Consider the following 23,295-nt stretch of genomic DNA (forward strand, 5'->3'; position numbering starts at 1 on the left):
TAATGATGAATGAAACTCAGGCTGGGATCGTTATACCACTTGTTTTCTTGGATAGAAACCACCAGCCATGCCCAGAGATACCAAGCGTACCAATAGGCAAGAAAAAGGCTGCGTACTCGCAGCCTTTGAATGGTCTTTTACTTAGAAGCTCGCGTTACGTGGCGAACGAGGGAATGGGATCACGTCGCGGATGTTGCTCATACCGGTAACGTAAGATACCAAACGCTCAAATCCGAGGCCGTAGCCGGAGTGAGGCACGGTGCCGTAACGGCGCAAGTCGCGATACCACCAGAAGTCTTCTTTCTCGAGACCCATTTCTTCAAGGCGCTGATCCAGGACGTCAAGACGCTCTTCACGCTGTGAACCACCGATAATCTCACCAATGCCAGGCGCTAATACGTCCATTGCAGCAACGGTTTTGCCATCATCGTTCATACGCATGTAGAAGGCTTTAATATCTTTTGGATAGTTCTTCACCACAACAGGTGCGTTGAAGTGTTCTTCTGCTAGATAGCGCTCATGTTCGGAGGCGAGATCAATACCCCATTCGACAGGGAACTCGAACGTCTTACCGCAGTTTTGCAAGATGGTGATCGCGTCGGTGTAGTCAACTTGGGCAAAATCAGCGTCAACAAAGTTTTCAAGACGCGTAATCACCTCTTTGTTGATGCGTTGCTCGAAGAACTGCATGTCGTCACGGCGCTCTTCCAACACGGCCTTGAAGACGTACTTCAACATGGCTTCAGCTAGCGCTGCTGCATCATCAAGATCAGCAAAAGCCACTTCAGGCTCGACCATCCAAAACTCGGCCAAGTGACGGCTGGTGTTAGAGTTTTCAGCGCGGAAGGTTGGGCCAAAGGTATAAACTTTACTCAGCGCACAAGCATAGGTTTCAGCGTTTAACTGACCGGATACGGTCAAGAAAGCCTCTTTGCCGAAAAAGTCTTGGTCGAAGTCGACATCGCCTTGCTCCGTTTTTGGCACATTGGCCATATCCAGTGTCGATACGCGGAACATTTCACCGGCGCCTTCACAGTCTGATGCAGTGATCAGCGGGGCAGACATCCAGTAGTAGCCTTGCTCGTGGAAGAAACGATGAATAGCTTGAGAAAGGGTATGACGTACACGAGCAACCGCACCAATCACGTTAGAGCGAGGGCGTAAATGAGCCACTTCGCGCAAGTACTCAATTGAGTGACGCGTCTTGGCCATCGGATAAGTGTCTGGATCGTCAACCCAACCGACTACCTTCACGGCAGTAGCTTGTAGCTCATACGCTTGACCTTTCCCTGGTGATTCCACCACATTACCGGTCACTTCAACAGAACAGCCTGCTGTTAAACGCAGAACGTCTTGCTGATAATTCTCCAGCTCATTGGGGACCACGGCCTGAATAGGGTCGAAACAAGAGCCATCATAAATGGCGAGGAAAGAAATACCGGCTTTGGAATCTCGGCGAGACCGAACCCAACCGCGAACAGTCACTTCAGTGTCGACTGCCGCCTTGCCGCGCAGGACGTCTACTACAGGCGCGTATGTCATAATTCGCTTCTATCTCCGTTTAGGGCAACTCGGTGGTCAATGCCACCGAGAAAGTGGATTTGCAAGTTAGACTAGCAAGTTTACCTGTATCTTGTGTAGCTTCAAGGCTTGAGGCGGTCTGAAAGTTGAAATTGTCCAATTAATCCTTCTAACTGTTCAACCAGTTGTTCGAGATTTGCACTGATTGCTTTCACTTCATTCGCATTATTGGCGGTATCGTTAGCGTGATTTTGAATCCGGCCAACTTGCTCGAGCAAGGCATCGGTCATTTGTGCTTGATGTTGGCTTTGTTGGCTAATGTCATCGGTATTATTGTTCACGGTGGTGACTTGCTCAGCAATATCGGCCAAAGCGTCAGAGAGCTGCATCACCGTCTCGGCACGTTGATTCGCGCTTTCTGTGGTGGCTTCGACTGCTTGAGCGGAGGCTTCACTGCCTGAGCACAAGTTTTCAATAATGGTTTGAATTTCCCCAGTTGCATCATGGCTACGGCTGGCCAAGTTACGTACTTCTTCAGCTACCACGGCGAAGCCGCGACCTTGTTCACCAGCGCGAGCGGCTTCTATCGCCGCATTCAGCGCGAGTAGGTTGGTCTGCTCAGCGATCTCGCGGATCACACCCAAAATAGTTGTCACTTGTTGGCTTTGTTGGTTCACATCCAAAATCTGGCTGCGTACTTGACCAATATCATCCATCAGTTTGCGGATATCATTGGCGGCGACGTTGGCCAGTTCACTGCCTTGATTGGCGCTAGTGGCGGCAGATTCGCTCAATTGTGCAGCCTCGCTCGTACGGCTTTGAATGTCATGTTGATGTTGCTGAACATCATTGATGGCCGTAGACATTTCATTGGTTTCATGACGTTGGCTATCGGCGAGTTGGTCGGTATGCCCAGAGACGCGAATGAGGTTTAACGCTTCAGACGACAGCGTCTCTGAGGTACGTTGCACCTGTTGTAAGCTCGCAGAGAAATTATCGAGTAATTGGTCACAGCTGTTACATAACTCGCCAATCTCGTCATTGCGTGTGTCATTCAAGCGCTCAGCCAAGTTTTTGTCGCGACTGGTTCGCTTCATAAAGGCCGATACGTGTTTGAGGGGGGATACCACCCAACGACGGATCACAGTCAGTGAGATAAGAAAACCCAATACGGCGATACTGCCCATGATGCCGGCAGTGATCAGCATTTCTTTATCAATGGTGCCATAGAGCGGCTGTAAGTCATATTCGAGTCGAATAACGCCCAGCACAGTTCCCTCTTCGGCAACATGGCATTGTAGGCAATTGGTCCCGCGATAATCACTGCTGGCTTTCATTGGCAGTGCCACAACCAACCCCTTGCCGGATTCAGAGTCAAAGGTTTCAACAATGGTCTCGCCATCAAGTGCACGTTGGTCAATATTATCTTTTGGGGCTTGTTCAGGGTTGCCTGGACCGAAAAAGCGGGTGATCGCTTCTGCCCGAATAACACGTGCCTCTTCAATACCTTTGTGTGAAAGCATTTTATCACGCAGTGTATTTCGTTGGCTGATTGTGCCGGTCAGCATCAACATATTCAGGCTATCGAAATAGTTGGATGCTTTATCGAGCGTTTGTTCACTGACTATCGAGGTCATCAGCGCTTTTTGCTGATGTGATTGATAGGCCAACGAGGTCACAAGCACCAGAGCGAAGACGAGAAAAAGCGAAAGGAGAAGTTTGCTCGCGAGAGTCATGCGCATGAGTCAACCGTTTGTTATTAAATTATATGTATGTCAATTGAATTCTGTCAGATCTATGTTAAACCGTGTCTCACCAGATGCCGCGATTCCCATATAAAATGTGTGATTTCATCGACGTAAATTGTCGCACCTTTGCGACGGGCAACGGTTTGCTTTGGCTATAATCGCGTTGATTTCAGGGATAGAGATTGTGTCGGTCAGGGAAGTTGAGTAGCATGCGCCATCTTGTTGTTGATGGGATTTGGCAGTATGACAACTGAACTGTTTAAAGAATTTACCTTTGAGGCCGCACACCACTTACCGAATGTGCCAGAAGGACATAAGTGTGGGCGTTTGCACGGTCACTCGTTTATGGTGCGTTTGTATGTAGAAGGGGATGTTGACCCACACACAGGCTGGGTAATCGACTTCGCTGACATTAAAGCCGCTTTCAAGCCTATCTATGATCGTCTTGACCACTACTATCTCAATGAGATTGAAGGGCTGGAAAACCCAACCAGCGAAGTGTTGGCGCGTTGGATATGGCAACAGGTCAAGCCAAACCTGCCTTTATTAAGCAAGGTAATGGTGAAGGAAACCTGTACCGCAGGCTGCACTTACCGCGGTGAATAAAACAGAGCCGAGTATCATCACTCGGCTCTCTTATCGATACACTTCATATCGGCTAATACGATGGCTCTATTGGCGCTAGGCAATGTTTAAATATTTATGCGTTTGTATCGACAAGCGCCAGCCGCGCGCAATACAGGTATCAATACAAAGTTTAGTGGCTCGCGGCTTTTGACTGACCGGTTGTAGCGCAATGGTTGCCTTTGGTGACGGTGGGCAGTGCTCAAGTAGGGTATCTAACTGTGCAATGTCTTTCTCGGTGCCCACAGGATGTTTGATTTCGTTCGCGCGCGCCATCGCACTGGCCAGTACCGGTAATTTGCCGCGCATATTGATTTTAGGTGATACCGTGACCCAAGTCTGCGGACTGGCTTTTACCTCGTACGTGCCACTGGTTTCAATTTGGCACTGACACCCAACCGCTTCTAGCGCCTCGGTTAAGGGCACCAAGTCGTATAGGCAAGGCTCCCCCCCAGTAATCACAATGTGTTTAGCCTGATAGCGTTGGGTGATTTCTGTCGCAATATCTTTCGCACTCAGCCAGCACCAAGTAGGTGAGTCTTCTGACTTATCGATAATAAATATCTTGTCTTGCTGATCGTTATCATCGGTTTCCCATGTTTGCTTGGTATCGCACCAAGCGCAGCCGACAGGGCAACCTTGCAAGCGGACAAAGACGGAGGGCACGCCAGTAAATGTGCCTTCTCCCTGAATAGTTTCAAAAATTTCGTTTACTCGGTACATCATGCTTTCTGGCGGTTCGATTCGACGGCGCATTATGCCAATTTATCCTCCGCAGATCTTGCTTTTTCACGATTGATTGGATTTTTACCATAGTTACTAAATCGTATGGTTTCGTGAGGCTAAACGCGATTTTCACACCTGAAAGTGATAGATATCACGCGGCGACCTCATTGTGCTTCACAATTAGTTCGCAAAGTAAAAAAATTCAATTATACGCATCATCATGAATAGGATCGCCAGATCCCAGCAGTAATAGGACAGGGCATGATTATTGGGCAGCCGGGGCATATTGATCATATCAAGCGCAAAAATGCCGGCACAGTGTACAACTTGATCGACCGCTTTGGGCCTATCTCGCGCATCGAGCTCTCCAAACGCAGCCAGCTGGCACCTGCCAGCATTACTAAAATTGTCCGTGAGCTAATGGACGCGCACCTTGTCAAAGAAACACAAATTCAAGAAACCAGTATGCGTGGTCGACCCGCCGTTGGGTTGATGTTGGACAATGACGGGTGGCAATTCTTATCGATGCGTTTAGGGCGCGGCTACCTCACGATGGCTTTGCACTCGTTAAGCAGTGACATTCTGGTACAAGAACGCCATGAGTTGGCGGTGATGCCTCAAGAGGCCTTGCTAGCGACCATTGTCGAGTACGTTAAAGCCTTCTTTTCGCGTCATCATGAAGTGGTGGACCGCGTGACAAGCATCGCGGTGTCTTTGCCAGGCTTAGTGAATAGTGCACAGGGAACGGTCATTCAAATGCCGCACTTTGAGGTTAGCCATATGCCATTGGGGCCCGTCCTGCATCGAGAAACAGGATTACCGGTTTTTGTGGGTAATGATACCCGCTCTTGGGCGCTGGCTGAAAAGTTATTTGGTAACGCAAAAGAATCAGATAGCGCGGTGCTGATTGCCGTTCACAATGGCGTTGGGGCTGGGATCATCCTAGAAGGGAAAGTGCTCCAAGGGCGCGTGGGGAATGTGGGTGAGCTGGGTCATATTCAAGTGAAGCCATTTGGTAAGCGATGCTTTTGTGGCAACTATGGCTGCTTGGAAACCGTAGCAAGTTTAGCCGCGGTCATTGAGCAAGTAGAAACCTTGCTCGCAGAGGGGCACCCTAGTCAATTGCGCGGTAAAACCCTCACTATCGACGCGATTTGTGATGCCGCCGTTGCCGGTGATGCGTTGGCGCAACGCGTGATTACAGAGCTTGGCCATCACCTAGGGACAGCGATCGCCATCGTGGTGAATTTATTTAATCCGGAAAAAATATTATTCGGCGGCGAGTTTAACCGGGCGAAATCTGTGCTCTATCCAGCAATCATGGAATGCTTAAAGACGCAAACCATCCCCTTATACAGCCAAAACTTACTGCTGGAAGAAAGTTATTTCTACACGCAAGCGACTATGCCGGGCGCTGCGATGGTGAAACAAGCCATGTACGACGGCAAACTACTCATGAAGGTACTGGAAGGTTAGGGCTAGTGACGAGAGCATAAACGAAAAAAAGCAGGTGCCAAGCACCTGCTTTTTGTATCAAGCCTGAATGGGAGCGCTATCCGCCTTGTGCCGATAAAACGCCCTTTATCGGCTTATCCGTTTTTACGCTCTTCACCCATACAGGCTGCGGCGGTAAAGACTACGTCTGTTGAGCTATTAAGCCCCGTTTCTGCCGAATCTTGCAACACACCAATGGTAAAGCCAACACCGACCACTTCCATAGCAATTTCGTGCGGGATACCAAACAAGTTACACGCCAGTGGGATCAGCAAGAGCGAGCCGCCTGCAACGCCTGAGGCACCGCACGCAGACACTGCGGCAACAATGCTAAGCAGAATTGCAGTGGCAATATCCACTTCAATTCCCAAGGTATGTACAGCGGCGAGTGTAAGAACTGTGATGGTGATTGCCGCGCCACCCATGTTGATCGTTGCCCCGAGTGGAATCGAGACAGAGTAAGTATCTTCATCAAGCTTGAGTTTACGGCACAGCTGCATATTCACAGGGATGTTCGCGGCTGAGCTACGGGTAAAGAAGGCGGTAAGGCCACTTTCACGCAGGCAGCGGAAAACCAGTGGATACGGATTTTGGCGCGTTTTATAAAACACGATCAGTGGGTTAATGATCAACGCGATTGTTGCCATACTGCCAAGGAGCACGCCAAGCAAATGAATGTAGCCAAGCAGCGCATCAAAACCACTTTGTGCCAAGGTGTTGGCGACAAGGCCAAAAATACCGATGGGCGCAAAACGGATCACGAAGCGCACAATCATAGACACGCCTTCAGACACGTCAGAGAAGACGCGTTTGGTCTCGCTTGATGCATGGTGTAAGGCAATGCCCAAACCAATCGCCCACGCGAGAATACCGATATAGTTACCGGACATCAGAGCGTTGACTGGGTTATCGACAATATTAAACAGCAAGGTGTTTAATACTTGGGTAATGCCTTCCGGTGGCGCGACAGCTGCATCGGTTGCGGCAAACTGTAAGGTCGTCGGAAACAAAAAGCTCATGGTAACCGCGGTCAAGGATGCCGCCAGCGTGCCGAGCAGGTAGAGGAAAATAATAGGGCGCATGTTGGCGCGCTGACCTTTCTTTTGGTTAGCAATAGAGGCAGCAACCAAAACGAAGACCAAAATGGGTGCAACTGCTTTCAGTGCGCTAACAAAAAGCTTACCAAGCAAACCTGCTGTGCTCGCCAACTCAGGCGACAGATAGGCGAGTACGCCCCCAGCAAGAATACCTATAACGATTTGAAGTACCAACGAGTGACCTCGGCTGATACTGGCGAGTTGTGTTTGACTCATGTGTGTCTCACTTCACTGTGTTTTTTATCAATGGCTGTTAATGAATCGTTAGAAGTGGGGAATTAAACCAGTTTGATTCACCCTATGTAAAGTGAAAATTGATAGTTTGCACTAGTTAGGTGGGATTCTGTCAGTCAGTTGGCATTAAATGAAAGTTTCTTTAGTGTAATTATTCTGTTATCACGGCGCTAGATGTGAGGAAATCGTTTTAATGCGCCGAGCATTTGTACGCATTTATTGTCTTGAACAGCATAAAAAAAGGCGGCTTTCGCCGCCAAAGATAGGATAACAACTAGCACAAGGATTTTTAGTAAATCGCATGACCCACGGTATTAAGTAGCTTACTTACGCCCTTGGTGAAGTGCAGTGGCGCATTCGCGACCGTGTAACACAGACACCCGTCTTTGGTGGAGGGGGTGTGATGATGTCGACTATCCAACAAAATAAAGTCACCCGGCGAGTATTGTCCGCTTTCATCTTCAAAGGTGCCATCGAGCAATAGCGTCAGCTCATAGCCTTTGTGTGTATGGGCTGGAACCGAGCCGCCTTCGTCGATATGTAAGAAACTCGCACGTGTGGCACCTTCTTCAAGGTTCAGCCTTGCGCGTTGCACCTTGCCGAATGATAACCAATTCGAATCACTAAAACGCTGCAGTGCGCGTGGTAGTGTGTAGGTTTTGTCTCCAACGCGAATCTCGTCTGACCGAGCGACTTGAATGCGTGATGCCTCGTCTTGTTCAGGGGCGTCGAAAATCGCACTCATCATGTCCGCTTCTAGATCATCGTCCCAAGGCAGAGTGCCTGCTGCGAACTCGTGCTCGGTCTCAGCCTCTTCAAACGCGGCTAATGCTAGCGCTTCTTCTTTCGCACTCACATGCTCACGGCATTGTTGACATAATTCAACGTGTGCAGAGAGAGCAATCGCCATGGATGTCGGTAATTGGCCGGCTGCAAAGGCATCCAGCAGTTCGGAAGAAGGATGATATTTAATCATTGTTGACCTCCAGATGATTGCGCAGCTTCTCGAGCCCGAGTCGCAAACGCGACTTCACGGTCCCTAATGGAACATTAAGTTGGTCCGATAGCTCTTGGTGAGTGAGTTGCTTTAAGTACACACCACGCACCACCTGTTGTTGTACCTCAGGTAATTCATCAATGAAGGATAATAATTCCTGATCCATCATGTGCTGAGCACCTGAGTCGGTTTCATTGTCTTGTTGACCGGATTCCAGTATCGGCCAAATCTCGTCGCTAAAATTATCTTCGCGGTTCGATTGCACCTTACGAAGCATATCGAAGCTGATGTTACGCATGATGGTAAACACCCAGGTCGTTGCCGCCCCCTTCTCCGCGTTGTAAAGATGGGCTTTTCGCCACACCACCAACATGGTCTCTTGGACCAGCTCCATCGCCTGTCCGTCCGCGCGCAGATGTTTGGTTCCATAAGATCGGATCTTCGGGCCAAAAAAGCGAAACAAACGCTCAAAGGCGACACGGTCTCGCTGTTCCGCAACGCGTAATAATAGCTCCGACAACTCTTCCTTCGTCACGTCAGTCATTGTGGTACGTGTATTCCGTCTCGAGGTTGAAGCTTCAGTATACATGGTTTGAGGCGCAGTCATAGTTGAGTCCTATCTGTCAGTGCCGTCCATCTGACACCCCAATACGCACCACAAATCATTTGGATCACTCGACGTGTTCTTCAAGCAGTTGGTGAATGAATTGCTTGGCCTCATCGGCAGAGTCTTGTGCGATAAACCATTGTTTTTGCGCACTCGTGAGGGGCAGAATCTCTAACCAACGCTGACACGCCCAGGTGACATCCTCGAAATGAGGCTGTTCATACTGCTCGGCGTGATCAGGATGGGCAGCAAATATGTGCTTGAGGCTGGTGGCAATGCGCGCTTGCACCTTATCGTCCGTATTATCGACATAATCATCGTGTGGCCAATCATGCAGGGTACGTATTTCACCCAACCACAATTTGTCGGGCGCTTGTTCGGTTGACATAATTTCCACCCGTTGTCGGCCCGCAATGGTTATGCCCAGCAATCCATCGGGAAGCGTCTCGAAATCAACGATATCGACCAAAGTACCGTATTTATAAAGCCGCTGACCTTGCATCATCGCAAGGACAAACCCTTCTCCGTTGGCGGTACATTCGCGTACCAACCGTAAATAGCGGGGTTCAAAAATACGTAGTTTTGCTCTGCCACCCGGTAACAAAAAGAGGGGCAAAGGAAACAGCTTGGTCATATCCGCGCCTCCTGATAATCGATTGAACATGCTGACTAATACGCGCCCTTAGCGACAAGCGATCAAGCGTCCAGAGAATCGCATAAACAATGATTGACATCTTTTTCTTATTTGGCAGTATAGACATCTAAATGGCTTTTCGGAAAGGATTACCGATTGATGAAATCTCTACGTGCTTCTTTTATTCTCATACTCGGACTCACGCTCACGCTGGTTGGCTGTTCAGAATCACAAGATAAGGTGATCAAAATTGGCGCTACAGTGGGGCCGCATGCACAAGTGGTTGAAGCGGTTGCCAAGCAAGCAAAAGCTGAGGGGATTGTGGTCGAGGTGGTCGAATTTTCCGACTATATTTCCCCCAATGCTGGCTTGGCGGATGGCAGCTTAGATCTAAACAGTTACCAACATCAGCCGTTTTTGGATAACTACAACCAAAACAACGGTAGCCAGTTGGTATCGATGGGACGTTCCATTTTGATGCGGATGGGGATCTACTCTGATCGCGTTGAGCATGTTGATGCGCTGCCGAATGGCGCACAAATTGCGATCCCCAACGATCCTACCAACGCGGGGCGCGCATTGTTATTGCTGCAAGAGGCGGGGTTAATTACCTTAGCCGACAGTGTCGGCTTTAAAGCTACTTTGCAAGATATCATCGCCAATCCTAAACAACTCGAATTTGTTGAGGTTGAGGCGGCACAACTGCCACGCAGCTTACAGGATGTCGATGCGGCGGCGATCACCATGAACTATGTGATGTCATCGGGATTAAGCCCGAGTGAGCAAGGTATTTTCTTGGAGTCGAAAGATGCTGCCTTGGCGGTGATGGTTGTGGCCGCCCGCGAAGAAGATAAAGACAACCCCGACCTACAACGTTTGGTGGCGCTGTTTCAGTCCCAACAAACCCGTGACTTTCTTGAAAAGACATTTAAAGGCACGATTGAACCCGCTTTTTAAATGCGCGTCGCGCTCAATAGTTAAGATGCCCGATTCGCGAAACCGTATCGGGCTTTTTGGATCCATCGCATGCCTTTTATTTGTGCCATGTTGCCAGTCTTGCTGACGTGCGATCTTCGTCGTTAGCCGCGCTTTCCTCCATCCAACCCAACGCGAGCGAATTTTAAATTTTTGTTACCACTCAGTTGCTTATTGCGTTACTATGCCAATCAAAGTGTGATTTATGCCGCGTACTGGCTTGACACTTGCCTTTCTTTTCTCGACGCAAATGCACAGGAAATTGGATGCAATCGGCTACTCGTCCATTTAATTGGTCGCCCGTATTGCTGGCATGCTTAACAGTCAGCATTGGGCAGTTCAGTATGGGATTGGTCTTCCCGTCTTTGCCGTGGATAGCCCGAGACTTTAGCCTCAGTATGGATGATGTCCAGCTGCTGATCTCTGCCTATCTACTCGGCTTTGGGCCATCACAGTTTATCTACGGGCCGATCTCGGATGCACTTGGCCGTCGCCGCGTGTTATTGGCTGGGGTATTGCTCTCCTTGATTGGTTTAACCGTGATGGTGAGCTTTAGCGCCAGTTTCACTGGCCTAGTCATTGGCCGTTGCATCCAAGGAATAGGCACCGGCTGTTGTGCCGTGCTCTCACGAGCCTTTACTCGTGACTCTTATTCGGGGGATCAGCTTCCGCAAGCCATGTCATACCTAATCATGGTCGCATCATTTACGCCTATTGTGGCTCCTGTGATTGGTGGCTTTGTTAACCATAACTTAGGCTGGCTGGCGATCTTTATTTTGCTAATGGTGTACACCAGCTTGGTGTGGTGCGTGCTGTTTTTCCTGTTCAAAGAAAGCATGCTCGCCCGTTCACCGTTGCCCAATGTGAAGGTGATCCTCGGCCGTTATGGCGCATTGCTAAAAACACCGTATTTTCTCTATTTCGCCAGTATTAGCTGGGTGAATTTTACCTTGGTGATTACCACGGTGTCGCTGATGCCATTTTTAATGCAAGAGCGCATCGGGATGACCTCGGATCAATATGCGTTGTGGGCGCTTATACCAACATGTGGCTTATTGCTGGGTAGTGCGCTGGTTTCGCGCATTAGGCCGCGTTTGGGTACCAAGCGTATGCTGTTGATGGCACCCGTGATGCAGCTCATCTCTGCGGTTTGGTTATGGCTGACTCCGATGGATCCTTTACTGCTGATGATAGGGCAGTTCTTTATGGTGTTTGGTAACGGGATTGCGCTGCCGTGCGCCCAGTCTCAGGTGATGCAACCTTACTCTAACCAAGCCGGCACCGTCGCTGCGCTCTCCGGTGGTGGACAGATGATTATTTCCGCGTTGATGAGTATGGCGTTATTGAGTTTGGGCGTTAGCGAAGCCTGGCACCTTGGTGTGGTGGTGGGCGTGTTTGCGCTGCTTTCTGTTCATAATATCTTTCGCGGGTTTGCGGCCCCGAAAGTTAACGTCGCCAGTACCCCGAGTGAGGCATCATGACAAAGTCACAATTCGAAAAGGGCATGTTTCCGCTGACAACACCACGCCTGAGCATGCGGCCAATGATCAAAGCGGACTGGCCGTTGTTCCACCGCCTACACACGGACAATGCCGTGATTGCGCAATGTTTTGATCCTATGCCACTGGGTGACATTGAAGCCCGATTTGAGCAACGGCTCACACCCTGGTCTCCTGACGCTAAGCACTGGCTGTGTTTGGTCATCGTAGAGACGGCGACACAAATGCCAATCGGCGTCACCGGCTTTTTGCTTGAGCAGGGTGTCGCGGAAGTCGGCTATTTACTGTTGCCGCCTTATCACGGGCGTGGTTATGGGACTGAGTCTTTGCAGGCTGTCACCGATTTTGCCATCCATCATGGTGGTGCGCGAATCATCAATGCGACAGTGACCGCGGGTAACCTTGCCTCTGCGCGTGTGCTAGAAAAGGTCGGGTTTCAACTCAGCCGTATTGACCCTGATGCTTTTGCTATTGGCGGTGTTTGTTACGACGACTGGATCTACACCTACACCGCAGTGTGATTTACGTGTTTCCCGCAGACCACTGATTTTGTTTTTGTTCGTTGACCTCAAGTTATCTTGAGGTTTTATCCTTACTCTCGATGTTTAGCTTTCCAAGCTCAGTTTTGATAGCACGGATAAAGGGAATGAATGATGACAACAATCGAACACGTAAATATGACTGTGGTAGACATGGATGCGGCGTTGGCGTTTTTGGCGGTGGCTGTCCCCGATTTTAAAATTCGCCAAGATGCCCAATCGCCAAAAGGATATCGTTGGGTGCATGTGGGCAATGAGCACTGCTACTTTGCACTGCAAGAGCCCAACCCAAGTTCAGAGCCCAGCATACAGCCACGTAGTACCTATAAATCTCAAGGCGTGAACCATATTGGCTTGATCATTGATGACATCGATACCATCCGCGAACGCTTGCTTGAAAAAGGGTATCAGCCCAATGGTTCTATGGCGCACGAAACCCACCGCAAGCGGATGTATTTCTATGACAAAGCCGGCTTTGAGTGGGAGTTGGTCGCTTACTCATCCGACAAAACCGAAGAAAGATATCTCTACGAGTAAGGCACAAAGCCGCACTGCTCGCTTTCCCAGATAGAAACACACCGCTCCATATACAACGGGGCGGTGTGTTTCTATCTGGGATAATCAAAGCGTCAACAGATAGACGGTTTTACTCAAACTATCAGGGGCTAAAGCTAAATCATAGCTAAGAGCGAATTTAACAGCATCACTAGCCCTATTGTATTATTTTTAACGAAACAGCATGCTTATCAATATTATTAATAGGCTTGCCAAGCAGATATCCATTAAACGTGTCTTTATCAAATAAAGAGGAAAATCTTTTCCCAATATAGACTGAATGCTTTTTCTCCAAAGATATATATCTGACTGAGAAATTTTCCAAGCATACCTTAGCATCACATATCCAAAGATTTCGAACGCAAAACAACTCGCAGCAAGCCAAGATAGATTACTTTCCATCATCATTTTCGAACGTTCACGGAATCGAGCCGGAGCGCTATCTGAAATGCTATGTATCAATGCATATTTATTCTTTCTAAACTTAATAGATAGGTATATTAGTAGCGTTATCCATGGAAAAAAAGTAAGCAAAAAAATATATAAACTTACTTCAGGTACTGTATCAATCAAAAATCACTTCCTCCGCGAACATGCCCACTTTATCAGATATTTCACCGCCATATAATCCCCAAAAGAGAGTTCCTCCTGCAACTAAAGCTATCGATAAGCCTCCTGTTACAGGAATGGCAGCTAAAGCTATACCTATCCTAATACCAGTACCAAGATTTACAGCACCGGAAACAACATTATTCACCAAGTTACGATTGCAAGTTTCATCAAATCAACCACGACTGTTAAATGTATTTACCACATCAGCAGCGTTTCCATATAGCCCAGATCCAATTACGAGACCGTTAGCGATACCTAATGAGCGGCTGAATGACATCGTCTGTTTATACAACGCGGTCATTTCAATACCGGAAATTGCTTTAGAAAAGTCTAGATTACATGGCTCTTTTTCTAATTAAACTAGGATTACAATAATTTCGCTATAATCGCTATACATAATATTAAAAAAAACAACCAAAACCCAATGCAATTCAACCACATAAATGCATTAAACTTCCAAGAGTGAACTTTCACTCTATAACGTATAAAAGGGTACTTTAAGCAATACACCATGAATCTTGTCAAGATATTATAAGACATCATATTCTGATAATCAGAGTGAAGTTTATCGACATCTTTTGCTAACTGTTTGTCAATAAAAACAATGCGTTGAGAATCTCCTAAGCTCAATACGGCTCCCGATATAGCACCTACTACACACCAAATGACAAAGTACCAAAATATGACTATTGACAATAAGGCTAAAACTAATTTAAGAGTAATCATCAAAAACTTTCCTGAGTGGCTTCGAGCTGCTCTTGTCCCCACTGATAAGCAATATAAATAACATCGCCGACATTCTTTCCTATAGTAGAACCAGCGATACCACCTACAGCACCACCTGCAACAAAAGCCCCTATTGAAGCAATCGCTAAGATCGGAGCAGAAGTTACACCAACAACCCCTAAAGCTAATAGTGTCGCACCGACTGCAGCATTACCCATGAAGCCTCCACCGTAAATTCCACCAACAAATCCGGCTACTTCACGAGTAGTGACTTTGCCACATTCCCCTGATCCATCGACGGAGCAGGCGTCATAAATATTCTTCACGCCACTTGCGCCGCCAAGCAACAGCCCCACATAGCCGACGCCACGGGAAGCTCTAATACCGATTGCGACATTTGCCATACGTTTACCTAAATTAGGTACGAAGCCTTTTGCGATAATTTCATCGGCATGATGAACGACAGAGCGCGTGGATAGTTTGAGATTGCGCTTAATTTGTGTATAGACAGGGATTTTAACGCTACGTCGAGATAATGCAGCAAAGCTTCCATCTAGCTTTTGAAATAGTGAGGCTCGCTCAGCGACAAAAGAACCATAGTTAATACCACCAACACGGCTCGCCATCGCCACCTGAGAGACGTAGAGGTGGTTAATTTCCAAAAGTATGTTATTGATATTTTTTAAGTGTTGCTCAATTCCTACAGCTACAGCACCAACTCCCATGGAAGCATAAGCATATAAATCACTTGGTAAGCCATCTTTGCCTACTTTTTTCATGGCTTCGTCAGCATAAAAATCTAGCAATTCAAAGTGACGATTAACGGTGGAAACTTGCTCTTCAGTTAATTTTGCTAGCTCTGTACTTGCTGCTGTTGCTTCTTCAATAAGAGTCGACAGCTTACTTCTCTGTGCTTCAGTGGATGGCTCTTTGGTTAGTACGACTACAATTTCCCCTTGACGGACAGGATTGTTCAAATGTGTATTGTATTTCGTCAAAAGCTTCTGGGTGTCGTCACTTGTGTCTGAGGAAAAAAGGTTTTGCCAATAGTCGTCGAGGGGCTGAGTTTTTTCTACTTGAGTGAAGCCAAGCTCAAATTCAGTTGCAACATCAGATACCTTTTTGATATTGACAACGGTCACCTCTTTTGGGACTAATCTTTTATGATTAATAGCGACTGTTGAAGTATCAACTAAACAGCGCTCTGTATAGTCATAGTAAGTGTTCAGAGGATGATTAAATGGCTTAGGGCTCTCAGGTGGTAGCTCATAAATAGATTTCTTTTCAATGTCTTGTGGTTGCGAACCCTTCACAGTTAGCAAATCACCTACCGCCAATGACATCGGTTCAGCGTGATACTGTGGATTTAATTCCAACAGCTGCTTGGCGGACAGGCCATATTGTTCGGCAATAGTAGGCCATGATTCACGTTGGTGGGTAGTCGGATCAAACTTAACGGTATGAGTTAATGGCTGCTCTGAGTCCCGAGGTTTATCGCTATCCGAATTTGCATGTGAGTCGTCTCGATTCGCAACGGCTTGCTTAGGAGCGGCGAGTAAATCGCTGATAGATAGCTTTACGCCGTTTTCTGCTAGCCATTCATCATCTAAATTATCGAGTTCTTCACGAGTAATTGCTTCTTTGAGATAGACGAGGTGTTGATCTTCGACGTTTTTACCACCTAACTTCCAGTAAACCAAAATAGCACTCTGGTGCTTGTTAAGGCCTTGGTCATGATTGAGTTTTTCATGGGTAGAACGCGTGGCATAAAACTGCCACTTGCCATTGCCTAACAGCTTATATTCTTGAACAAGGCGCTTTTGGTTGAAGTGGTAATAATATCCCTCGGTGGGTAAACCGAGTCGTTCACCTAACTGAATAGAGGGTGTCACCGGAATAAAGGCTTCTCGGACCACAGCGGAGCCTTCAGGCTTCATCACTACGTGGTCAGGAACACTCACACCCATGGTGTCGGCAGAGATTTTAGCCACTAGCTTTTTAGGCTCATCAAATGCGGCGTAAGCGGTGTACTTAGTACCGTGCTCAGTAGGCTTAGTTTGCCACTGGCCAATTGTGCCTTCTTGCTCTGTTTTCGCTAATTGGAAAGTACAGCCTACCGCCTTACGAAACGTGTCGTCAGAAGCTGCAATCTCAACGCAGTACTCATATTTCAAGGCTGGCGGCACGTCTGAACGGTCAGGCTTTACTGGCTCAGGGACATAGGTATCTTCGATATTTGTTGTCGCAGCTTGCGAGCTGTCATTCGCGCTACCCGAACCACTCGCTCCCGTTGCAACATTCCCAGATTGATTCGCTCTAGCAGAAAGAGCCGATTGGGCTTGTGGCGAAAGCGTTGTGTTAGTGCTCGGAGCAACGGACCATATCTTGTTAACGCTATCATGCACCATCGCTGATTGCTTCGGCGCATCGGTCAGTAATACATACTCACCGCTATCAAGCTTTTCCTTAAACTGAGAAAAGCTCACGCCGTCAGGGATGATACTGCTGACATCGCGTTCGCTCAGCGAGCTGATATCGCCCTCTACTTGACTAAACTCATACGCCATAAGTTCGGTCAATCGCACTAATTTGTAAGCCACCTTTCTGTCCGCCAGTCAATGATCATGACGCAGCATTCTACGCAACAGGCCAGAAATATGGATAGGGTTATTGTCATGGTTACGTTAGCTATGGCTAATTTGTGAAGTGTGTGCAAGAACTTTGGTTGACGTTTTCTTGAATCAAACGAAGATATTCGTGCCAGTATACATGGGATTAGATGCCGCCCCATATACAACGGGGCGGTGTTTGCGTCATGGACTCTCTACTCACCAAAAAACTGCTTAATTGCGGTGATCATCCCTTGGGTGAGTTGGTGGAGTTGGTCGTCGCGGATGCAATAGGGTGGCATCACATAAACCAGTTTTCCGAAGGGGCGAACCCAAATGCCTTGGGCGGTCATTAAAGGCTGAATATCGGCGAGATTCACCGGATCGGTCAGCTCTATCACGCCAATTGCGCCAAGCACACGCACGTCTGCCACACATTCCAATGCGCGAGCAGGCGCTAAGCCAGTTTTCAGCTGCCGCTCGATGTGCGCGACGGTCTGCGGCCAGTCACTTTCTAGCAAGGTATCAATACTGGCGCAGGCCACGGCACAGGCGAGAGGATTGCCCATAAAGGTCGGGCCGTGCATAAAACAGCCTGCATCACCGCTACAGACGGTATCGGCCACATGGCGGGTGGTGAGCGTGGCGGCCAAGGTCATGTAGCCGCCGGTCAATGCTTTACCGACGCAGAGTATATCTGGGCTGATCTCCGCGTGGTCACACGCAAATAGTTTACCGGTGCGGCCAAATCCGGTGGCAATTTCATCCACAATCAGCAGTACATCAAATTCATCGCACAAAGCGCGCACTTGACGCAGGTATTCGGGATGATAAAAGCGCATACCGCCTGCGCCTTGCACAATCGGTTCTAAGATCACCGCAGCAAGTTGGCCGTGATGCGCGGCGAGTGCGTCGCGCATGGGCTGTATGTCATTAGGGTTCCACTCACCGTCAAAGCGGCTTTGTGGCGACGGTACAAAATGATGCTGGGGCAGAAACCCTTTGTAGAGTTTATGCATCGAATTATCCGGATCCGTCACCGACATGGCGGCGAACGTGTCGCCATGATAGCCATGACGCAAGGTCAAAAATTGTGCGCGTGACTCGCCGCGTCCCTGCCAATATTGCATCGCCATTTTAAGCGCCACTTCTACTGACACAGAGCCTGAATCGGCCAAAAAGACTTGCGTGAGTGGCGCGGGTGAATGCGCGACCAAGCGCTCACAAAGCGAGACCGCGGGCTGGTGGGTGAGACCGCCAAACATCACATGCGACATTTTATCAATTTGCTGATGCGCCGCAGCGTTTAAAGCAGGGTGGTTATAGCCGTGAATGGCTGCCCACCATGACGACATGCCATCAATCAGAACAGTGCCATCTTCAAGGTATAGCTCGGCGCCGCTTGCGTGTGAGACAGGTAAGCAAGGCAAAGGGTCGAGCGTTGAGGTGTAGGGATGCCAGATATGTTCACGGTCAAAATGGGTGTTTATGCTCATAAATAAATCAGATGTAAACCAGTGTGATCTTGTTGTGTTGACAGGTTAACGTCTGTGGGTAGACTAGCCAAGCATTAAAACGACAACAACGGGGAAAACCGCGTGGAAATAAGACACAACTGGACCGCACAGGAAGTGCAAGCATTGTTCGATAAACCCTTTATGGATTTGCTGTTTGAAGCGCAGCAAGTGCATCGTGAATATCATCCTGCCAACCAAGTGCAAGTCAGCACGCTGTTATCGATCAAAACCGGCGCGTGTCCAGAAGATTGCAAATATTGCCCGCAAAGTGCGCGGTATCGCACCGATGTTGAGAAAGAGCGCTTAATGGAAGTGGAACGCGTGCTCGAAGCGGCAGAAAAAGCCAAAGCCTCAGGCGCGACGCGCTTTTGCATGGGGGCGGCGTGGAAAAACCCCAAGCAACGCGATATGCCATATTTGCTCGATATGATCCAAGGCGTCAAAGGATTAGGGTTGGAAACCTGCATGACATTGGGCATGTTGGATGCGGAGCAAGCCAAGACCTTGTCGGAGGCGGGTTTGGATTACTACAACCACAATCTCGATACCTCGCCCGAGTTTTACGGCAACATCATCACCACGCGGACGTATCAAGAACGCCTTGATACCTTATCTAACGTGCGAGACGCGGGAATGAAGGTGTGTTCCGGTGGCATTATTGGGTTGGGTGAAAGTGCCCGCGATCGCGCTGGTTTGCTGGTCGAGCTGGCCAATATGCCGGCTCATCCAGAAAGCGTGCCGATTAACATGCTGGTCAAAGTAAAAGGCACACCGCTTGAGAACGTCGATGACGTCGACCCGTTCGATTTTGTCCGCATTATCGCGGTGGCGCGGATCATGATGCCCAAATCGGCAGTGCGGTTGTCTGCCGGACGCGAAGACATGAACGAGCAAATGCAAACCTTGTGCTTTATGGCGGGCGCCAACTCGATCTTCTACGGCTGTAAGCTGTTGACCACACCAAACCCTGACGAAGACGCGGACATGCAGCTATTTAAAAAGCTGGGTATTAATCGCGAAGCGGTCAGCCAAAAGCCCGATCAAGTCACTGAGCACGACTTACTTGAGCAAGTGGCCGAGCGAGTGGCATCGCGCCCGCAAGAGGGCGATTTGTTCTACGACGCCAGTGTCTAAGCACCATGACTGACACAACATCAGCGCTGACCCGCCGTTATCAGGATGAGCTGGCCGCACGTCAGCAACAAGGCCTATGGCGGCAAAGTGGAGACAATGCCGTCGCCGAGTCATGGCGCAACTTTGCGGGTAATGATTATTTAGGCCTCGCGCAAGACCCGCGGCTGGTCAAAAAGGCGCAGCAGCACCTTGAACGCTGGGGCGTGGGTGCAACGGCGTCGCCGGTAGTATCTGGTTTTACCGCAGCGCATCAATCCCTTTGTGATCAGCTGTGTGACTGGCTGGGTTACCCGCAAGCGATACTGTTTAACAGTGGTTTTGCTGCCAATCAGGCGTTGTTGTTTACGCTGTTGGGTAAAGACGATGCCTTGTTTCAAGACAAACTCAACCACGCCTCCTTGATTGAGGCCGGCGTATTGAGCCCTGCCACACAGCGGCGTTTTCGTCATAACGACATGGCACACCTTCGCCAACTGCTCGCAAAGCAAACCCAGCCTTCCGCATCGCTGATTGTCTCAGAAGGGGTATTTAGCATGGATGGCGATGTATCGCCAACCGAAAGCCTTGCCGCGATTGCCAACCAATCGAGCGCGCTCTGGGCACTGGATGATGCGCATGGAATTGGCGTGTTAGGGCAAGAAGGCGAGGGCAGTATCAGTCGTGGCGCACGGCCGGATATTTTAATCGTGACGTTTGGAAAAGCCCTGGGCGTTGCTGGGGCGGCAGTGTTGGCTTCTCCCACCATCATTGACTATTTACGCCAGTTCGCTCGCCATTATGTGTACTCGACGGCCATGCCACCGGCGCAAGCGGCACTCATTGAGGATGCGATTAGGTTGGCACGAACAGAGCACTGGCGGCGGGAAACACTCAGCGCCCATGCTGAACAGCTAGCGCAAGGCCTCCATGACTGGTTAGAGACGACGTCTGCTTGCGAACCCCATGCTTTAAATACGCAGTCCTTCCCGCAATTGCTGGCGACGCCTAGCTCGATCAAACCGCTGATTATCGGCGATTTGGCCGCGTTACAGCAGGTGAATCACGCTTTGATGAAAGCCCATATACGAGTAGGAGCGATTCGGCCACCGACTGTGCCTGCCAACACCGCACGTCTGCGGATCAGCCTGTCCGCGCAGCATCAAAAAACAGATATCACCGCACTGATTGAGGCGCTGAAGCCGGTATTAGCGAGCGACAAAGCGTGTGGGGTGACAGCATGACCGTCGCCGATAAACAAGCGATTGCTCGAGCGTTTGGCCGAGCCGCGCCCCATTATGATGACAGTGCGACGCTGCAGCGCCGTGTCGGCCAGCGGTTAATGGCATTGGCTGAGTCAGAGCAAAAGGCTATCCATCTCAGTACCGTCTTAGATGTCGGCTGTGGCACCGGCTATTTCACCCAGCAGTGGATGACTCACGCTAAAACAGTGATTGGACTGGATCTCAGCGCTCCTATGCTTGCAACGGCAAAAGCGCGCTGCGGCGATGCCATGCTAGGCGTACAAGCAGATGCGGAGCATTTGCCGCTGGCTTATAACAGTGTCGATCTGGCATTTAGCTCGTTAGCGCTGCAATGGTGTGACGATTTGCACGTGCCGTTGGCGGAGCTGCGTCGGGTCGTCAAACCCGGTGGGCAAATTCTTGTTTCAACACTGCTCAACGGATCCTTGTGTGAACTCGACAGCGCATGGCAACAAGCATGCGGTACGTCACGAGTGAACCGCTTTATCTCCTTCTCAGAGTTACAACAGGCGACCCAACGCGCCGGGCTGATGAACGCGACCGTGTTGCAAGAAAGCGAACAGCTGACTTTTGCCAATGCCCATACGGTGATGAAAAGCTTAAAAGGCATTGGAGCCACCTATCGCCCGCAAGGGGCGGGGCAGCAAGGTCTGGCGACAAGAGCGCAGTTTAGCGCGGTAGAAAAGGCGTATCAGCGTTTTGCACTTGCCGCCGGCACCTTACCGGCGACCTATCAAATTGGCTACATAGTGATTCACCATCATGCATGACAGTTACTTTATTACCGGCACCGACACCGAAGTGGGGAAAACCTATACCACGGCGGCGCTGTTGCACGCCTTTATCGCAAAGGGCTATCAAGCGGTGGGCTACAAGCCTGTTGCCGCTGGTGCCGATTTAGCGCCTGACTACCAACTCAATAGTGACGCTGTCACTTTGCAGCGCGCCAGTGCGATTGCATTGCCGTATGCCGCAATCAACCCAGTGTTGTTAGAAACGCCGTGCTCGCCCCACTGGGCCGCCGTGTTAGCCAACACGCCCATCGATACCCAGGTGTTGAGCGATGGGCTCGCGCATTTAAAACAGCAGGCCAGCCCAGTATTGGTAGAAGGGGCTGGAGGCTGGCAAGTGCCACTGAGTGAGACTGAAACGCTTGCCGATTGGGTGGTTGCCCATCAACTGCCAGTGATCATGGTGGTGGGAATAAAGCTTGGCTGTTTAAACCATGCTTTACTCACCGCCGAGGCCATACGTGCACGCGGGCTTACGTTAGCTGGATGGGTGGCAAACGCCGTGGATCCTAAGGCGCAGTACAGTGACGAAATGGTGCGCTATCTTAACGCGCATTTAGATGCGCCTTGTCTGGGGCACTTGCCGTTTGCTGCCGATGCCTCGCCAGCACAACGGGCTTCAACGCTGGATATCCGTGCGCTTTTAGCGCCTTAAACGGTGGGCGCATTGAGTCATGCCGGACGCAAAAAAAGCCAGTGAAAACTGGCTTTTTGCTAATGTAGAATCGGACTTGTAACAGGAATGACTGACAACGACAGCTTACTTTTGATCGTCCAGTAATCCCATTAGACCTTGCTGGACTTCTGCAATTTGTCGCGCTGCACTGGCGTCATCCGATGCTAACCCAAGTTCTGAGCAGGCTTCGTCGAAGCTCATGCCGAGATGACAGCATAAGATGTCGATAGCGACACGGTAGTTTTCTTTTTCTGCCATGGTTTCACTCCATTGATAACGCGTTGTTTTAACGCGGCTCTTGATCAGGGCTTCACACTTTGTCTCATCTCATTGACGCTTCATCGCGATGTGAACAATGAGTGAGAAAATGTTATCTAGTTTTAAACAGCTGCAGCCAAATTAGCGCCCTCTTAACGCAATTACAACTCGACTAAAGTCTATAGTAGCTTGGATTTGTCTAAAATGCTGGCTCTATGTGTTAGGTTTTTTTTTAAATTAATGAATTGGTTGTGAAATTTTATCAATCGGCCTAGCTCACATTTTATCTATATCAGATGGGAATAACGTGCCACACTAACTGGTCAGCGGAGTGGTGCGGCTGTCTGTATCGATGGGCGGATTCAATCATTTTATTCGTAACAAATTGCATCAAAGGATTGTTTTTATCTTGAATGCCCATACTATTTTTACCATTACAACAAGTAAGCGCTAAACACTGGGTTTAAGCGACGGAGACACA

At 49.2% G+C, this 23,295-nt stretch carries 21 protein-coding genes; 10 read left to right on the plus strand and 11 right to left on the minus strand.

Annotated elements, in window-relative coordinates; genetic code table 11:
- Positions 1–141 precede the first annotated feature (141 nt).
- Together asnS and E8E00_RS05750 are read right to left on the minus strand one after the other, a co-directional pair.
- Positions 142–1,542 carry an asparagine--tRNA ligase gene (asnS, locus tag E8E00_RS05745; RefSeq protein WP_096628698.1) on the minus strand — a complete coding sequence of 467 codons (1,401 nt, stop codon included), beginning with the start codon at positions 1,540–1,542 and terminating at the stop codon, positions 142–144.
- Positions 1,543–1,643: 101 nt separating this feature from the next.
- Positions 1,644–3,263, minus strand: a complete 1,620-nt coding sequence (locus E8E00_RS05750) for a methyl-accepting chemotaxis protein (RefSeq protein WP_096628695.1) — start codon at positions 3,261–3,263, stop codon at positions 1,644–1,646.
- A gap of 249 nt (positions 3,264–3,512) precedes the next feature.
- Between E8E00_RS05750 and queD the strand changes: the two genes are divergently transcribed.
- Complete coding sequence (gene queD / locus E8E00_RS05755) at positions 3,513–3,875, plus strand: 6-carboxytetrahydropterin synthase QueD (protein WP_069587130.1); 363 nt, start codon at positions 3,513–3,515, stop codon at positions 3,873–3,875.
- A gap of 75 nt (positions 3,876–3,950) precedes the next feature.
- Here the strand turns inward: queD and queE are convergent, their stop codons facing one another.
- Positions 3,951–4,616 (minus strand): 7-carboxy-7-deazaguanine synthase QueE, encoded by a 666-nt coding sequence (queE, locus tag E8E00_RS05760; protein WP_096631413.1) that lies wholly within the window; start codon positions 4,614–4,616, stop codon positions 3,951–3,953.
- Positions 4,617–4,880: 264 nt separating this feature from the next.
- Between queE and E8E00_RS05765 the strand changes: the two genes are divergently transcribed.
- Complete coding sequence (locus E8E00_RS05765; protein WP_096628692.1) at positions 4,881–6,095, plus strand: ROK family protein; 1,215 nt, start codon at positions 4,881–4,883, stop codon at positions 6,093–6,095.
- A 113-nt stretch (positions 6,096–6,208) separates the two neighbouring features.
- On the opposite strand, the gene sstT is transcribed toward E8E00_RS05765, so the two are convergent.
- The 4 genes from sstT to E8E00_RS05785 all read right to left on the minus strand — a co-directional run bounded on the left by sstT (position 6,209) and on the right by E8E00_RS05785 (position 9,682).
- A complete protein-coding gene (sstT, locus tag E8E00_RS05770; protein WP_077675411.1) occupies positions 6,209–7,426 on the minus strand; it encodes a serine/threonine transporter SstT in 1,218 nt (405 codons plus the stop codon).
- Positions 7,427–7,733: 307 nt separating this feature from the next.
- The gene (locus E8E00_RS05775) at positions 7,734–8,420 is read right to left on the minus strand and encodes a ChrR family anti-sigma-E factor (RefSeq protein WP_096628689.1); all 687 of its coding nucleotides are present in this window, start codon (positions 8,418–8,420) and stop codon (positions 7,734–7,736) included.
- On the minus strand, positions 8,413–9,048 hold the full coding sequence (locus E8E00_RS05780; protein ID WP_069586846.1) for a sigma-70 family RNA polymerase sigma factor: 636 nt from the start codon (positions 9,046–9,048) through the stop codon (positions 8,413–8,415). Before E8E00_RS05780 ends, E8E00_RS05775 begins: the two co-directional genes overlap by 8 nt.
- Before the next feature lie 64 nt (positions 9,049–9,112).
- Entirely contained in the window at positions 9,113–9,682 is a 570-nt protein-coding gene (locus tag E8E00_RS05785; RefSeq protein ID WP_096628685.1) for an LON peptidase substrate-binding domain-containing protein, read from the minus strand.
- 159 nt (positions 9,683–9,841) lie between these two features.
- On the opposite strand from E8E00_RS05785, the gene E8E00_RS05790 reads away from it, so the two are divergent.
- From E8E00_RS05790 to E8E00_RS05805, 4 genes are all read left to right on the plus strand, one after another.
- Complete coding sequence (locus E8E00_RS05790; RefSeq protein ID WP_096628682.1) at positions 9,842–10,639, plus strand: MetQ/NlpA family ABC transporter substrate-binding protein; 798 nt, start codon at positions 9,842–9,844, stop codon at positions 10,637–10,639.
- A gap of 284 nt (positions 10,640–10,923) precedes the next feature.
- Positions 10,924–12,138: a multidrug effflux MFS transporter gene (locus E8E00_RS05795; RefSeq protein WP_096628679.1), complete on the plus strand. Its 1,215-nt coding sequence runs from the start codon at positions 10,924–10,926 to the stop codon at positions 12,136–12,138.
- Positions 12,135–12,677, plus strand: coding sequence for a GNAT family N-acetyltransferase (locus tag E8E00_RS05800; protein WP_240531890.1), 543 nt, complete (start codon positions 12,135–12,137; stop codon positions 12,675–12,677). The genes E8E00_RS05795 and E8E00_RS05800 overlap by 4 nt, the downstream gene beginning before the upstream one ends.
- A 129-nt stretch (positions 12,678–12,806) precedes the next feature.
- Entirely contained in the window at positions 12,807–13,232 is a 426-nt protein-coding gene (locus tag E8E00_RS05805; RefSeq protein WP_240531889.1) for a VOC family protein, read from the plus strand.
- A 583-nt stretch (positions 13,233–13,815) separates the two neighbouring features.
- Here the strand turns inward: E8E00_RS05805 and E8E00_RS05810 are convergent.
- From E8E00_RS05810 to bioA, 3 genes are all read right to left on the minus strand, one after another.
- Positions 13,816–14,007 (minus strand): hypothetical protein, encoded by a 192-nt coding sequence (locus tag E8E00_RS05810; protein WP_136588369.1) that lies wholly within the window; start codon positions 14,005–14,007, stop codon positions 13,816–13,818.
- A 580-nt stretch (positions 14,008–14,587) separates the two neighbouring features.
- On the minus strand, positions 14,588–17,188 hold the full coding sequence (locus E8E00_RS05820; protein ID WP_346426280.1) for a hypothetical protein: 2,601 nt from the start codon (positions 17,186–17,188) through the stop codon (positions 14,588–14,590).
- Positions 17,189–17,412: 224 nt separating this feature from the next.
- Positions 17,413–18,687 (minus strand): adenosylmethionine--8-amino-7-oxononanoate transaminase, encoded by a 1,275-nt coding sequence (gene bioA / locus E8E00_RS05825; protein WP_205907394.1) that lies wholly within the window; start codon positions 18,685–18,687, stop codon positions 17,413–17,415.
- 108 nt (positions 18,688–18,795) lie between these two features.
- Between bioA and bioB the strand changes: the two genes are divergently transcribed.
- The 4 genes from bioB to bioD are packed head-to-tail and all read left to right on the plus strand — an operon-like array spanning position 18,796 to position 22,535.
- Positions 18,796–19,848 (plus strand): biotin synthase BioB, encoded by a 1,053-nt coding sequence (gene bioB / locus E8E00_RS05830; RefSeq protein ID WP_069591034.1) that lies wholly within the window; start codon positions 18,796–18,798, stop codon positions 19,846–19,848.
- Between the two features lie 5 nt (positions 19,849–19,853).
- Positions 19,854–21,068: an 8-amino-7-oxononanoate synthase gene (locus E8E00_RS05835; protein WP_096628666.1), complete on the plus strand. Its 1,215-nt coding sequence runs from the start codon at positions 19,854–19,856 to the stop codon at positions 21,066–21,068.
- Positions 21,065–21,859 carry a malonyl-ACP O-methyltransferase BioC gene (gene bioC / locus E8E00_RS05840; protein ID WP_096628663.1) on the plus strand — a complete coding sequence of 265 codons (795 nt, stop codon included), beginning with the start codon at positions 21,065–21,067 and terminating at the stop codon, positions 21,857–21,859. The genes E8E00_RS05835 and bioC overlap by 4 nt, the downstream gene beginning before the upstream one ends.
- Positions 21,852–22,535, plus strand: coding sequence for a dethiobiotin synthase (gene bioD, locus E8E00_RS05845; protein ID WP_096628661.1), 684 nt, complete (start codon positions 21,852–21,854; stop codon positions 22,533–22,535). The genes bioC and bioD overlap by 8 nt, the downstream gene beginning before the upstream one ends.
- A gap of 105 nt (positions 22,536–22,640) precedes the next feature.
- Here bioD and E8E00_RS17150 read toward each other — a convergent pair whose 3' ends face one another.
- A complete protein-coding gene (locus tag E8E00_RS17150; RefSeq protein ID WP_167314491.1) occupies positions 22,641–22,814 on the minus strand; it encodes a hypothetical protein in 174 nt (57 codons plus the stop codon).
- Between the last annotated feature and the right edge of the window lie 481 nt (positions 22,815–23,295).

The organism is Salinivibrio sp. YCSC6 (assembly GCF_004916735.1).
GTDB lineage: Bacteria > Pseudomonadota > Gammaproteobacteria > Enterobacterales > Vibrionaceae > Salinivibrio > Salinivibrio proteolyticus.